Origin of the sequence: Alteromonas marina, from assembly GCF_000808575.1 — a bacterium.
Lineage (GTDB): Bacteria > Pseudomonadota > Gammaproteobacteria > Enterobacterales > Alteromonadaceae > Alteromonas > Alteromonas marina_A.
The window spans coordinates 540,660-555,564 of record NZ_JWLW01000012.1 but is presented as its reverse complement, the minus strand read 5'-3'; the positions used below and the strand labels follow the sequence as shown (position 1 = coordinate 555,564).

14 protein-coding genes are annotated in these 14,905 nt (G+C 39.0%); 6 read left to right on the top strand and 8 right to left on the bottom strand.

Annotation, left to right across the window (positions count from 1 at the left end):
• Window positions 1-278: 278 nt before the first annotated feature.
• The 4 genes from RJ41_RS08055 to RJ41_RS08035 all read left to right on the top strand — a co-directional run bounded on the left by RJ41_RS08055 (window position 279) and on the right by RJ41_RS08035 (window position 5,673).
• Window positions 279-1,199, top strand: a complete 921-nt coding sequence (locus tag RJ41_RS08055) for a hypothetical protein (RefSeq protein ID WP_039219097.1) — start codon at window positions 279-281, stop codon at window positions 1,197-1,199.
• A gap of 331 nt (window positions 1,200-1,530) precedes the next feature.
• Window positions 1,531-2,307: a hypothetical protein gene (locus tag RJ41_RS18695; protein ID WP_156964766.1), complete on the top strand. Its 777-nt coding sequence runs from the start codon at window positions 1,531-1,533 to the stop codon at window positions 2,305-2,307.
• Between the two features lie 270 nt (window positions 2,308-2,577).
• The gene (locus RJ41_RS08045; protein ID WP_039219095.1) at window positions 2,578-3,864 is read left to right on the top strand and encodes a tyrosine-type recombinase/integrase; all 1,287 of its coding nucleotides are present in this window, start codon (window positions 2,578-2,580) and stop codon (window positions 3,862-3,864) included.
• A gap of 252 nt (window positions 3,865-4,116) precedes the next feature.
• A complete protein-coding gene (locus RJ41_RS08035; RefSeq protein WP_039219092.1) occupies window positions 4,117-5,673 on the top strand; it encodes a hypothetical protein in 1,557 nt (518 codons plus the stop codon).
• Between the two features lie 20 nt (window positions 5,674-5,693).
• Here the strand turns inward: RJ41_RS08035 and RJ41_RS18690 are convergent, their stop codons facing one another.
• The 8 genes from RJ41_RS18690 to RJ41_RS07995 all read right to left on the bottom strand — a co-directional run bounded on the left by RJ41_RS18690 (window position 5,694) and on the right by RJ41_RS07995 (window position 12,896).
• The gene (locus RJ41_RS18690) at window positions 5,694-6,539 is read right to left on the bottom strand and encodes a DUF6998 domain-containing protein (protein WP_052235425.1); all 846 of its coding nucleotides are present in this window, start codon (window positions 6,537-6,539) and stop codon (window positions 5,694-5,696) included.
• 11 nt (window positions 6,540-6,550) lie between these two features.
• Window positions 6,551-7,222, bottom strand: coding sequence for a DUF6998 domain-containing protein (locus RJ41_RS08025; protein ID WP_039219090.1), 672 nt, complete (start codon window positions 7,220-7,222; stop codon window positions 6,551-6,553).
• A gap of 77 nt (window positions 7,223-7,299) precedes the next feature.
• Complete coding sequence (locus RJ41_RS08020; RefSeq protein ID WP_039219075.1) at window positions 7,300-8,022, bottom strand: hypothetical protein; 723 nt, start codon at window positions 8,020-8,022, stop codon at window positions 7,300-7,302.
• Between the two features lie 17 nt (window positions 8,023-8,039).
• The gene (locus RJ41_RS08015; protein WP_039219073.1) at window positions 8,040-8,969 is read right to left on the bottom strand and encodes a hypothetical protein; all 930 of its coding nucleotides are present in this window, start codon (window positions 8,967-8,969) and stop codon (window positions 8,040-8,042) included.
• Window positions 8,970-9,197: 228 nt separating this feature from the next.
• Window positions 9,198-9,830 (bottom strand): retron system putative HNH endonuclease, encoded by a 633-nt coding sequence (locus RJ41_RS08010; RefSeq protein ID WP_039219069.1) that lies wholly within the window; start codon window positions 9,828-9,830, stop codon window positions 9,198-9,200.
• 2 nt (window positions 9,831-9,832) lie between these two features.
• Window positions 9,833-11,191: an AAA family ATPase gene (locus RJ41_RS08005; RefSeq protein ID WP_167334066.1), complete on the bottom strand. Its 1,359-nt coding sequence runs from the start codon at window positions 11,189-11,191 to the stop codon at window positions 9,833-9,835.
• Window positions 11,192-11,398: 207 nt separating this feature from the next.
• Window positions 11,399-12,421: a hypothetical protein gene (locus tag RJ41_RS08000; protein WP_039219067.1), complete on the bottom strand. Its 1,023-nt coding sequence runs from the start codon at window positions 12,419-12,421 to the stop codon at window positions 11,399-11,401.
• Window positions 12,422-12,491: 70 nt separating this feature from the next.
• Entirely contained in the window at window positions 12,492-12,896 is a 405-nt protein-coding gene (locus RJ41_RS07995) for a hypothetical protein (protein WP_039219065.1), read from the bottom strand.
• Window positions 12,897-13,096: 200 nt separating this feature from the next.
• Between RJ41_RS07995 and RJ41_RS07990 the strand changes: the two genes are divergently transcribed.
• Window positions 13,097-13,840, top strand: a complete 744-nt coding sequence (locus RJ41_RS07990; RefSeq protein WP_039219063.1) for a hypothetical protein — start codon at window positions 13,097-13,099, stop codon at window positions 13,838-13,840.
• A complete protein-coding gene (locus tag RJ41_RS07985; RefSeq protein ID WP_039219060.1) occupies window positions 13,830-14,783 on the top strand; it encodes a hypothetical protein in 954 nt (317 codons plus the stop codon). The genes RJ41_RS07990 and RJ41_RS07985 overlap by 11 nt, the downstream gene beginning before the upstream one ends.
• Window positions 14,784-14,905 lie beyond the last annotated feature (122 nt).

The following is a 14,905-nucleotide window of genomic DNA, read 5'->3' as shown; positions in this document are numbered from 1 at the left end:
CTTTATGTTGCTTTTTTGATTCAATTTGTCATGACTAGAAAAGTATGGTTTGAGAGGCAACTAATCTTATATGCTCGTTATCTTTTTTAGCCGGGCTTTGGTGAGTCAAAAATATACTTCCCGTCGAGCCTAAGGAAATGACAAAACAATTGAAAACATGAATCAATGAGAAGTCTTTGAAGGAAAATCTTTTATCTATAAATAATACCCTTAAAAAAAACAAGTTCGCCATTGACGTTGAACATGGTGACACAGATAGCTAAGGAAGGTTTCGAAAAATGCCCATTCAAACAAAATTTACTGCATTAACCGTCCCGACATTTTCTATTTTGTTACTGGTTTTTACATTTGTTACGCTATTAATTTGGTCAATATTTTCTGCATCTGACGTAGTATATGCTAGAACTGCATTAGCTGGAATATCAAAGTCAGTGGCAGAAAATTTTGAACATAGGGAAAAATTCAATGCCACTGAAAGGGAGTTTTTCGAAGCATTAAATAGACTAAATTTGCCAAGAAGTACTTCCGAAGATGCGGAACTTTGTAACTGGCCTTCAGTTGATATTGGCGAAATAGTATCTGTTGAGCCTGAGTGCATAGGGACACGAGAAGACCGAGAAAAGTTCGTAATAGCAGCGATAAATAGGCGAAACCAGCGTGATGCAACACTTTTCAGCGTTTACAATACTTTTAATTTATCTTGCTCGCTTGCTCTGCAGTATTTAACAAGCGAAGAGCGTCTGCCTTGTGAAAGCCTCACACACGGTTACCTTGAGCTTTCAGATAGAAATGCAGAGCAGGGGAAACAAAACTCAGAGACATATTTCTATGAGATATTGAGACTTGCCGTAGAAAAAGATGTCAGAGAAAAAAACAATTATTTTTTACCAATAGCGTTTGGCTTTTTTGGCGCTTGCATATTCGCACTATGGGAAATACTTAGTAAATATCAGCAAGATAATGGCGGCATTGTAAAAATAACTACAGCAGATGCTATTCAATATTGGTTACGTTCTTGCCTGGGGGCTATCTCTGGTTTAATTATCGGTTATGTTTCAGTCCCTATTTCACCAGATGTAACTGCCAGCCCTTTATTTCTGTCACTTGTAGCTGGTTTTTCAGTTGATGCGGTTATATCCATATTGAAGAGAATATCTTCTACTCTCACATACGAGAACAGCATAGAACCAAAGAAATAGGAGATCACCAATGAAATTTAAACTTTTAACTTTCATTGTAGTTGTTGGAACGTTGACAGCTTCTAATAGGTCATTAGCTACTCAGTTCCCTGAAAGAGTGGAATACAATGATTTAGTTTTTCAATGTGGCGATAACTACGACAAATTGCTCCTTGAAAATAGTCTGAAATATTACGATGTTGTGATAACAGCAAAGGACACTGGCAAGCCGTGGCCTACTTTAAGTGGCTACTTGAATCTTATCGGGTCGCAAAAGGAGGCTGGAATATCGTTGTTCGCAAAATGCATAGAACCAATATTACTGGGACAAACTCCTGATTCTTTGGTCATCATGAGACTGCGTAATGGAGAACCCATCTTAGCGCAAGACTTTTCAACTGGAACATTAATTGTCGATCCTGGTGCAGAAATTAAGTCGCGGAGTATGAGCAATAGCCTGGCAGAAGGTAAACCCGGGTCAATAGGTGCGAACGGAGCGAACGGGCAAATGGGCAAACCTGGAGAAAACGGTGGTAATGGTACAAACGGAGCTCCAGGCTTAAATGGGGCTGATGCAAATGCAATTAGGCTCGAAATCGGCTCTCTCAGCGGAAATTTGAAAATGTTTAATAACGGTGGGAGCGGAAGTGACGGTGGTAAAGGCGGTAAAGGCGGCAATGGAGGAAACGGAGGAAACGGTCATAGTGGCGTTTCTGGACTTTTTGATTGTAAGAGTGGCCCGGGAAATGGAGGAAATGGAGGAAATGGAGGGAATGGTGGGGATGGTGGCGATGGTGGCGATGGTGGCGATGGTGGCAACGTAACTATTGTCATCGATAGTTTAAATGAATCCTCAAGTATTGAAGTCTTTGCATTAGGTGGGAATGGCGGTCGAGGAGGCGACGCTGGACGTGCTGGGACACCTGGAAGAGGCGGTCCGAGGGGGGGCGCGCCAGGTCTATGTTCAGGAGGGGGGCGAGTTGCTGGTCAAAACGGCTCGCCAGGAAATCCAGGTATTGACGGCTCTTTAGGTAATTCAGGTAGAGCAGGTACTATAACATTAATAATAAACGGCGAAGAAATAATAAAAACCGGACACCTAAGGTTCCCTGAACTAGAAAATGAATAATTTATATTAAACCAAGCGATTTTATGCGACTTGACGGGAATATTTAAGTGGTTGTATCTATAATCAGCATAGGTGTTTGCCCCGAACTTGCACGTTTTTCTGTATAAAACTGGTGAGCGAGTGTTCTTATTTATAATAAAGTCAACGAATAGGTTTAGTTAATGTGTGTTAACGTGACTTAAATTATTCCTTTAAAAACAGGTAGATATTTGCTGTCAGCCGTTTATACTCCTCGTAAGCGCAATATTTTTCTTTGCAAGCAAGGCGTGCATGGCTACTCAAATTGATAGACACAATATCGACGATTCTCTTTACGTCTTCCTTCAAGACAACAGTAAGAAGTGGTATGCACGCTTCCAGTTATTCGGTAAGTGGCACTGCAAATCAACTAAACAAACCGACAAAGATGAAGCCATCGCTGCAGCCAGACTGCTGCGTATGGAATGGAAGATAAAGGCGGAAACAGGGACTTTAACCAAAAGTAAACGTTTCCGAGATGTTGCCAATAAGGCCATAACAAGTATGGAGCATGAACTGGCTCATGGCGGTGGTAAAGTTAGCTATAAAGACTATGTTGGCGCATTGAACAAGTACCATATCCCTTTCTTTGATAGAACCTTCATTACCTCTATCGATCAGCAAAAAATTAAAGAGTTTGAGATTTGGCGGATTAAAAAGGCCGGTAAAGTACTGAACAAGTCCACCATCTTGAACCATAACGCAGCGTTACAAATGGTCTTCAAAGAGGCTATTGAAAACCAATGGATGCTTCCAGTACAAGTTCCCGTTCTAACAGCCAAAGGAGAGCAGGGCTCAAGAAGAGCTGCATTTACTGAAGATGAATATGACAAAGTAATCGAAACTTTAGAATCTATGCGTGACAACAGTCGCAAGGATAAAACACGCCAGATCCGACAGCTACTATTAGATTATTCTGACGTTGCGATTAATACTGGTATTCGCCCTGGCACTGAGATGGAAGAGCTTACTTGGGGCGATATCTTAATGACTCGTCAAAATCACCAAGTGATATTTAAAATTAAGATTCGGAAAGGGAAGACGACCAAGCATACCGGGACACGAACAGTGGTATGTAAAGATGAGATTGTTTATCCCCTGATGGAGCTGAGAGACAGATTCCCTAATAGAAAACCTGCTGACAAGCTATTTCGATTGGCTGACGGAACTGAAACCAAAGAGCTAGGCAGAACATTTAGTGCAGCTTTGGATGAATGTAATCTCAAAAATAGTCCTGATGGCCCCAGAACGCTTTATTCCCTGAGACATACCTATATTACTTGGCAATTACTTAGCCGCCATCTTCGTATGGACGTTTTGGCAAGGCAGTGTGGTACAAGTACGGCAATGATTGAACAGCATTACAGCCATGTCGTTCCGAGTATGTTCGAAGAAGAGTTGTCAGGTGTTACTTTTGAAAATAGCGAAGAAAAACCAAAAAGTAAGCGTGCCTTAGCTAGAGAAAAGCGAACCAAAAAAGTTCTAGAACAACGCTTTAAAGAATGGGAACTCGAGTACAAAAAGCGCGGTTGTATTTAATGTCGCCAACTTTCAGGTAGTGACATTTTTCGGCTTTAGATATTTTTAATGCGACAGCAATACTGCTGCTTAATTTAAACTTTAAGGAAATGATATGTCTAAAGCTAAATCTGGTAATTCACGCCCCGCATCGACTCATCCTGGCCCTGGTGGAAACTGGCCATCTCAGAATCAAGGTAAGTCTTCTGGTAAAAATCGGGGAAATGCTAAAGGATAAGGAGAATCCCCGCCTTTTGGCGGGGATAATTAAATATGGATGCAGGCAAAGACATTAATTTCCCCACCCTCGGAGAAATCGTTAATGAGATATTTTCGGCATTTGGGGTATTTCCACAAAAAAACGACAAGGGCCACAGAATTGTTAATGAAAAGCAAAAGAAGACTTTTCAAAAGACTCTGCAGCGCTTAGCAAAAGAAGAGTCTTACATACAAGAAAGATTAGATGAACTTATTCAACTCTTAGCCGATATTGTCAATGAGGCGTGTGGGAGAAATCATATAGGAGCAGTTACGTTTCAGGTCGTACATGACTTCCTTGATGAGTACCGAGCTAGCACGACTTTTTTCACGACCTTTTTAAATAAAAAAGCGAATATCGAATGGTTGGCATTTTATCGGGTTCTTCCTTCATTACTCTCATCCTTGTTTTGTCATGCTGGCAGATTTAGGCTCTATCCATTGTCAGTCTGGCTGCCAGAACCTTCGGTATTTTTGCCAACTTATAACGCTGGAACCAAAAATACCGCATTGTCGAAAGTTTGGAACTGGATATATAAAGATATAAAAATATCTCAGCGTAGCTTTCATTGCTTAACGAAGAATAATTTTGAAGCTCCATATGCTCAAAATTTGGAAAATGTGCAAGGGTGGTGCTCGGGCCGCTCATTGCCATCCTTACATGCATTGTTCTCGAATTTAGACACTTCATTGAATCAACATGACTGGTTTAGTCTACCAGCCGATGGTATGCGTGCCTTAGGATACAAAACTGCATTATTGCTAGCCCGAATTTCTACATATACATTCAATGTTCTTGAAAAAAATTATGGGCAATCGAAAGTACAAGAACTTTCAGAATTTGCGAGGCAGCAAGTCATTGTTTCCGCGGCTATTGGAAAGTCTTCGTATGACCTTACTTGTCAGTGGCTTGACAGAGAAAGTGTTAAGTCAGCTGAGGCACAATTATATTATTCCTCTGATTTTCTTTTTTTCCTTTACGGTAAGAAAGATAAAATTCTAAACGATGTAAATCCTAATCTCCGTGGCCATTGGGAAAAATGCTGTTTAGAAATCGGCCTAAATTGGAATCGACTGATTACTGCACATAATTTGCGTGAGCAGGCTGCTGCGTTTGATAAACGAAAGCCCGATAACTATGAAAGAATGCATAAGTTGGGAGTATCCTTGAGAAAGGATAGTGACAGTACACTAGAGTCAATTGAAGACTACAGAAAACAGTTGCATAGTTTTGATTTAGAACCGCATTTACAATGGTTAGCTAATTGGTGTGAAGCTGTATATTACTACCGCAAGGGGGACGATGAATCAGCCTTTACCTTCTATAAAAAGGCTTTTGACAACTCAAAGTATAAGATCGGCGGTGATCACTATGGTTTGGTTAATCAATATGTCGAATCGGCAGCAAAGTGCCGCAGATGGAAAGAGTTTACAAAGGGGATCGCCTGGGCTCAGTATCTAGGGATAAAAATTCGTTGGCATAGGGGCCACGATAATCCTGAGTCACCTGAAGCACTAAAATTTACATATGAAACTTTGGGGATGGATAAAATGCGCTATTACCAGTTGTAGATTTTTTGGCTTCAGTTCAGTTATCGGGCAATTTGATTTTTGTGACTTTCTAATTTTCTCGCGCTGCCAATATCCAGTTCGAACTTCATTTTTTCTGGATAATGGCGGGCTGAGTCTAGGGCAAGCTCCATTGGACCATGATAGACGGTATTTAGTTTACCGGCTTTGTATTGAATAATCATTAGCTCGTCAGCTAGTCCTGCTGTAGAAGCTGAGATTGCAACGAACCCACTGGTCTGAGCCGTTGCCTTTACGCTGATCGTTTTACCCTGTTTTGATATCACGTCAAAACCGTGTTGATTAGCCCTGGAAGCTAATGAACCTTCAACTTGCAGTGCACAATAAAATTCTCCGAGTCGACCTATTAAGTGACGAACTTCAGTAGCTTTAACTCCAAATTCTTCAATCTCTAGCTTTATGAGATCGTTATATTGATCATACAGGTCCTTAATTTTATCAATACTAATCGCATTAAGTTGTTCATTAATATGAAATTTAGAGTCGTTTGAAGTGACACTAGCGTTTTCCGGTTCGTATATATCCTTAATCCAGTTATGGCGCATTGAGGCATCATCTTTAGACGTAATAAGTTTATAGATTCTTGAACTGAAATCAGGATGACTTTTTATGTGATGAAGCTTGTACCAATTCGGATATTGTTCGAGCAAGTCGCACGCTTTTTTCCATGTGCTTACCTTTACAAGGGAGTTGCTAGGGGGCGGCAAATCATCGCTTTCAGAAAGTAACTCTGTTAAGGCTGCTGAATTTGTTTGTATGTGATATTTCCTTAAACCATCACTGCCTCTAGTTCCTATAAGAGATAATGTTTCACCTTCGCCACCAAGTTTCAGAATAACTTCTTCCATTAGCTTATTGCTCAGCTATTAATTGTTTTGATAATTAGGCTACCAAGTTGCCTGGTATTCATTGGATTTCCGGCACTGTTAAGGATACTAATATTGAGCTGCTTCGCTAGTTCGCGCAATACCGGTTTGGCGGGAACTACCTGTTCGTTATCCTTTAGAACTTCAATCGTACCGTTTTCCAATTCTCTGACTGTGTACGGTGAGACTTGAACAGAGCTTAATACACTGATGTTGCTCTTTGGTTTTTCTGGGCTAATAAGTTTTGACAGTGAAATTGCCACCTTTCCGCTAGTACCGCTCATCTGACGCATTAAGTTTTCAGCGACTTTTATATCTTCATTAAGAAGAGTCTCAATCTGCATTTCGTCAGTGTTTATTCTTAAAATGATAATGCGGTCAACTGAGCTTAGTGTATTAGGGTTGAAAGCTATATGTCCGGTAGAGCCCATCATAGCTGTCGTTTTGACTGAGATTCTCTCGCCGTTCGCACTTACGACATCATAGCCTTGCTGATTTACTTCTGTTGCCATTTGACCGTTGGTTATAAGGGCAGCATATAGCTCGCCGATTCGACCTATAAGGTGACGAAGTTCAGTCGGTGGTACACCCCACGTTAACTCCCTTTCGAACCAAGACATGGCCTCCCCAAGGGATTGAATTATTTGCATTTGAGTTAAGGCCATAGCACTTCCTTATGAATTGGATAGCGGCCCGCCAACTTAAACTCGGGAGAGTGTTGATAGGGCCATCATTACTTTTGTTATTCTACAAATCCAGATAGAAGAGGGTACATCCGGTCTTTAAATTGAAGCATATAGCTATCCTTTACACCTCTCGATCCGCTGGGGTGGGGTAAACATACTACATGAGTGGAATCATTGTTCCCTGATACGAAATCTTGGAAGAAAATTTTAAACCGAGTGCCAGGTGGTGTGCCTTGTATAACCTCTGGGTAGCCATTTGCTTTACCAACAATGGCCTCAAATTGCGGTTTAACCTGATCGTTATTTAAGGCGGCAATAAGCTCTCTTCCCAGTAATAGTATTAATTTAGGTTTGAAATACTCGATGTGAAAGAGGAAGTTATTTACCTGATGTTCTGAGATCAGCCGTTGAGACAACTTCATGCCATTACCAGAGTCGGTGGTATTGTGCCCTTGAGTATCCATCCAGTTTGTTTGCACAATTTTCTTATCTAAAGGTTGGCCCAAGCCATTAGAGTCGAGAGGACAACCCCACATCTCGAACCATTTCTTTATCATCCTTTGATACTTCCATGACAAGGCTCTATCACCATAACGGGGGGCTTGATTTGAAAATGTACAGGTAGCGTACTCGTCAAAAAACAGGCCATTTCCTTCGCTAGCTTTCTCTATTTCTTGTTCTTCTTTTGTATGGCCCCACTCATATCCGCATAACATAATACCTCTATGAGTATTAAAGCCTGGAAATTCAGAATGTGCGATGTTAGGTTTTTTATCCATGTTTTAAAATCCTTTTCTTAAATTATAAACTCATAATTATGATTAATTAAATCAATTGGTTGTGATTCTAAATTAATATAGTGAGCATCTTTTAATTGGGCAAGGCGAGCATGTTTCAATGGGACACGCATATGTTCGGATATAACCCTTCCTCTAAGGTACAAGTATACATTGCTGCCAAGCCCAATAGCCTCTGAGTCACACCGTTCCTCTTTTTTACAAAACAACAATGCATCGGCAAACACCGGAATTTCCCAATCACGAGGAAGTTGCTGTTCAATTGATGAGATTGAACTATCACATACATAGTCATTGGAAATCGATACGATCATAGATACGCCTGTATCTAAAGCAATATTCTTTAGCCAGTCGCCCAAAGGCTCATTGAGTATATGCTGAGGAAGATCATTGGTATTGACCCCAGCAAGCAATATTACCTGTATATCAGGATATAACGACTTTGCTTCACGTATTTTGCGTTCCAAATATGCGGGCTCAAAGCTGGCTATGCTGGAGCAGTAAATTGGACTACTAAGCTTGAGTTCTTTAAATACTTCATCTAGCCTTGCCCATTCGAAGTCATTGAGTTTTGCGCTTTTTACCTGCAACGGATTAAAACCAGATTCTCTAGCCAATATTTCACACCAGAAGTCCCTAATGTAATGCGGAAAACCTATGACCAATAAGTCTTTGCCAGCTTTATAGCCCGATATTGCAAGAGCTCTTGCAATCGCATCCCCGTATATATCGGATTCAGAGATAGTGCAGATTAAATCGCCAGGGAATAGGCCGTGAATAGCCGAATCTACTAACCTCGAGCCTGTTATCTTCTGCTGACGTTCCGGGTTAACTATAAAGTCCCAGTAATCACACATTTGATGCAGACACGTAATCGTGTCGATTACGCTTGAAATGTGGACCTTAGGCCCAGTAAAAACTTTCTTCATCTAATTAAACCTCCACAGTAAAGTACTTAGGAGATTTCTTTTATAGATTATACAAGTTCGAAAATGAGAGTTTTCTTACTATGCTTTTGAATATAAAGCTTTTTTTCTGGTCAGTGATGTGAACAGCTATTCACGTTACTAATTTACTTAAATTTTTACTTTGCGGTGTTTACCTGTTCGAGGAGGTTGATTTACCAAATATTCTATATAAGGACTATATTACAGCCGTCACCTTATTTTATTCTCAAGGTAATAGATTAAATAGCCGTAATAAGGTGTGAAGCTGTGTTTATCGTTTCGTTTTTTTAGGTTTTGAATCAATGTTTGAATAGTACTTTTTTTACGGGTTCCTGAGTTTTTGTTTAGGAGTTGATTAACCACTTTTTTTGCAGATTGCCTATTTTTTACAAGGCGAGTTTCATTAAGGTTTAAAACAACATTTAGTTGTTTGTCAAAATCAACTTCAAGAGATTTTATCTGGCCCTGACCATCATAAGAAAGCCTAGTTAAAATAGAGTGACGTGGGTTGCTTGGGTTATATTTTAAATCAGAATCTGCCTTTCTTTTGTCACATATATAAAAACTCGGATTTTGTCCTTCATTTCCTTGGCAGCAGGCAAGCATATTAGAGTAGTCCAACTCCAAATTAGCGTTATTGGTTTGCGATGCCCAATGTTCTATTCTCATCGTATCAATTTTAATCGCCCCCATACAATATGCGCATAACTGGCCTTGTTCATCCAGTAAAGATTCTTTAATTTCTGTTTTTACATCGGCGGGAAGGTTGCTATAGGAAGCATTTGGATCATACTTGTATGTTGTTAATGAATTAGGTTGGGGACTTTTCTTGATTTCATACATCCTTAATCATCCCACTTAGAAAGATCTATAGATATAGTCGCTTCTATTAGCTCTGGAATATCACCGTTTAACTCTAACTTTAATGCTTCAATTTTTTTCTCTGCAGTCTCGTAGTTTTTTTCTTCTATAAGATTCTGTATTTCTTTGAGTTTTGTTTCGACGTGTTCATTTCGAGAAAGGCTCGTCTTTTGTAATGACTGAGACATTATTTCATCCAAAATATCATTACTGGAAAGACCGTATGCTTGTTTAGGGCTCTCTAAGAAGTAATCATTTCCTTGCTTTCTAATTAAACTTATATTTTCTGGTGGTACTCCACCGATCACTTGAGGGCTGTGGGTTGTAACGATGAATTGTATGTTTGGAAATGCGTTCCTTAAGCTGCTGACAACATTTAATTGCCATTGAGGATGTAAATGCATATCGACTTCGTCAATCAGAACAACTCCCTCAGTCTCTAAAATGGCCTCACTTTCTAACTGAGGATTCAATCTTATACACCGGTAAGCAATGTCCGAGACCAAGCCGATCATGTTTCTAACACCGTCACTTAGACTAGATACGGAAATATCACCTTGTTCATGGTGTGTTGCGACTATATCACCTTCAGTTGCACTGTAACGTATGTTCGTCCATCCACTGGGTTGTAGTACTGAATTTACTGCGTTCTCAAGTGCCTTTAGTAACCTGCCTCTAACAGTATTTCCTGAAATTACGGAGTTTGCATTGAAACCTGAGCGTTCAATGATACTAAGCCTTCTTTCAATATCAGCTAGAGTTTCGTCTTTCAACCATTTGGCGAAGGCAGTATAACTCGATTCAGGATCCATACAATTTCTGTACCCTTCAAGTCGACTAGAACTACTTAGTGATTCAACTTTTTTAGAGGAAAGAGATTTTTGTTTCCAAAGCCTACCAGTGCCGTAAAAACCAAAAACAGGCAAAGGGACATGCGAATTGTTTTGAACTTCGTTTTGTAATGCTTTACCTATATCTTTTAACTCTTTTACTTGAGTTGTTCTGCTTTTAAGAGATGTTCTCCTTCGCAGCCAGTGACTAGGAAATTCATACCTTGAAGAGCCGAAACACTCGCACTCAACTTCAACGGGGAATTGTAGCTCCATGGAATAAGTATCATCGTTTCTGAATCTCTTTAGGTGAATTTCACTGTCGTTAATTCCTCTGTCCACTGCCGTTCCTATAGCTGTGAAAAACTGTCCATATGCAATTGATATCGCATCTAAAAGTGAGGTTTTTCCGTGTCCGTTGAGGCCAATTAATACGTTGATATCTTCTTGAAACTCTCCATCGAATGAAGCGAATGCTCTGAAGTTCTTTAACTTTAATTTTTTTATCTTCATTTTGACCATTAACCTTTGATCATTGCAGTACTCAGAAAGACATCATCGAACTTGAAAATTGTTACGACTTTTAGAGATTAACATTAAGTGAAATAAACTTCAGCCTAGGAATGATAGGTTCCTTGTTCTAGCGCGATATACCCTAAAGTACATAAGTTACTCTAGGTGAGTGGGTCACGTTAATACAGATTAACGTTACTACTTTTACTAACTCTGGAAGTCGCGAATTCGCGACTTCACATTATCATGATCAGTGATAAACCTTTGAGGCTCTGTCAGAAGTAGCTTAAGGTGGTTCATTCTTTCCTGATAAGTATTCTCAAGTACGGACTTGAAACTTGCTCCGCGATCTAATCGGTATTTTTCCATTTTCTTTTTAAGTATTCGATGGTCAGAACCGTCGAGCAACGTTAAAGCTTTTCCGATACCAAACTGTTCTATAAGTGTATATACACGGTTTGGCATATTTACCAGAATGTTTGGATCGTAAAATATTAGGCCTTGAAAAGAGTATTTTTGCTTATCCATCTCAGCAACTTTGAACATTGACTTTGCCCCTCTAACCCTAGGCTTTTGTTGCTTTTCTATCCTGGTGTATTTTGTAAAACCGAGATATTGACCACCCTGTTCCTTCGCCTTGTCATACGCACTGATTGGACATCCAGTTTTATCACCATATCGATAGCCAGTTCTCGAATCATGCTCAAAAAATGGATAGTAGGAGGGAGAGTAGGCATAGTCAGTTATCACATGTCTAAATGGAACATTCGGGAGATCAAGCGCGTAATCAACTCGCGTTACATTGCCACTGAGCATCGAAAGTTGATAGCTGCAATGGCCTAGAAGATCCTGAATAAGCTGCAAGATCGTCGCAGCATTTCTGAGGCTGACTCTATTCGGATTAAAGAATATTTTTACTGGATTTTGAAGTTCATTCAATCCAAATAAGAATATACTCAGCGTAGAGCCATCAGAAAAGTTAGCATCCAATCTGCGCTTATACTTTTGCTGCCCAGCATCTTTACCATCTAAATGTTTTAACTTGAACCGGTAGTCTGCCGTCCTATACTTTTGCAAACTGTAAAACTTCCTTGCTTGCTCTTTTGATAATGGGATAGTTACAGAGATCATATCTATAGATAAAATCGCGTGTATCTCAGGTTTTTTAAATGCTTTAGACAATATAAACGAACTAGTTTCTATTATTTTATCATTAAAATTTTGATTCATAATAATCTCACTATTAAATTAGTACAGCGTTAATAATGAAATTATTATTAGTTGTTTTTTAATTGTGTTTTTATAGGTTTTTCAATGTTTTTTTATAATGATCCTTGTCAAATAATGTGATCTTTATCCCTCTTTTTTCCTTGTGTTTTTCTGGGTTGTTAGGTTTATCTTTTTTGTACTCTATTATATTATTTTTGTCCAAGGAGGTTAAAGACTCAGAAATTGCATTTGTACTAATTTTTTTTCTATTAGAAAATGTGGATACTTTATTAGCCAACACTTCTAAATTCGAATAAAAGTATTTTCCGCCTCTTCGTCTTGATTTTCCTCTTGTAGCTAAGTAAATGCCTACTTCCACATCGAGCTTTTTCAGTTTGAACACTGAATCATCTTTATTGTTACTAAAGTGCACTATGCATCTAAGCATTAGGCCTCTGCGCGTATTATGAAAATATAAACCTTTTGTCTTTGCCATGAACAATTTCCCTCCTATTTACTAGGAAAGTACCTAAAGCGATCGGGATATTCAACAGTTTATTCACGAATCATGTTCGTGATCCGCGAACGTTCGTGATTTGAGAATCTAGAAATAGAAAGGTTCGCAAAATGCGAAGCTCAAATAATTAATATTCAATTGCGCTATTATTAATAGCGTTGGAATTGTTTTGAGTGCCTATGTCTGATTTTGATTTTTTTAAAGATGAAAGTCCCATTAAAAATAATATGGTTATGGATTCGTCCCGTTTTTTTGAATGTAAAGAACAAATTAAGGAGTTGTCACCATTTGGAAGCAGGTCATGCCTGTATGAGATTTTTATATGTAAAGGCTACGAAATTGAAAGTTATAAAACTATGGTAGCTTTTTTAAAAGAATTGCATCCGAGTTGTTGGAGTGCTTATAACAAATCTTTAGAGTCGGCAAGAACTGAAGTTTTACTTTGGGGTGATTCCGGCATAGGTAAGTTGGATGATAAAACAGCTTCCTTATTAAAAAGTATTAGGCACGATACAACAATATTTAATCGACTTGATAAAATGATGAAAATTAATGGAGGGGAGTGGAGTTTTTATAATGTTTATCAAGCAATGTGCAAGGTATGTAACATAAGCGAAGCTAAAGAAAAGCAAAAGGCTTTAAGGAAAAAGAAAGAGGGGTTGAACAAAAAGGAAAGGGCGATTAAATATTTTGAAGCGTTATCTCCAGAAGATAAGCGAGAAGTTTTTAGGATTCTTATAAGAGATAAAACTCAACAAGAAATTTCAATTGGCCTTGATAAGTTAATTAGAACCAGAGCGAGAATGGTTGCGATAATGAATATTTGTCATGACGCTTTAGAACAGCATTATCAATATATTTTGGATCCAACTATCTGTAATGAAGATGTTTTTCGATTTTTTGGATATATAGATGACATATGATGAAATTTTTGAATATGAACGGGAAAAGTTAAAAACTCTCTGTGATGTGGATAGTGTTCCCGCTAAGTATATGAATTTGGATGGCGACGCGAAAAGAGCGAGATTTAGAGCTATCGATAAAGGAGCGGTTGAGGAACGAAAGACGCTTTATCTATCAGTTGCCTTTGGCTGGTATGCAGAGTTGGGCTTTGGTAGCAGCAAAGAGTTGTTTAATTCAGACTTGATAACCAGCAAGTGTACGGCAGAGTGTTACAAACAGGTAAACAGAGCAAAAGTAGAGCTTATTGTACACAATGGCAATTTTGAGGAAGTTGGCAAAATGCCATCGTCTCATTTAGATGCTTTCTTAAGAATATCTAGTGATAGCCGTACGGATGAAGAATACAGGGTAAGGGTTAAGGCCGTATATGATGACCTGTATATTAAAAAGGTAGAAGGAGATGACCTTACTGCTATTCGCATACTGGACTACATTCGTGAAAAGTATGAAGGTAACTCTCAAAAAGAGGCCAGAAAAAAGCGAACAATTGAGAGCAGTGCGTCAACCGCGCCAAAAGATGAGGATTTTAGTGATTTTAACTTCGATGAAGATGATGCGGGCTCTAAGTCTAATTCCGATGACAATGCAGAAAATGAATCTTCATGCAGCCATCAGCAATTGCCATCGTCAGGTACTTTAGTAAAGTTTCCATCAAATTCTAGTGATGATTTAACAGAAGAAGAAATGGACCTCTACTTGCGCAGTCTTGCAGAATGGTTGAATGATGAAGGAAAAATTTCACTTACCAGAAATTTGATTGCGGAAATTTTGGAAAGTAAGAAGCGATCACTAAGGTTTCTATTGCGTAATTACAAATCTAACGTTGGTGTTAGCCAATATAAAAAGTGTTTAAAAAGGGCGATGAAACCCAAGGTACGGAGGAGAGTAGGATCAGTATCATAAAAAACCTTTTTGCAGTCGCGAATTCGCGACTGCAATTATGTATATTAAGTCGGTACAAAACAGCCGTTTTCCTGCCTTAAATCCTCTGTTAGCTTGTAAATAGCTTATCCAAGCAAATCCCT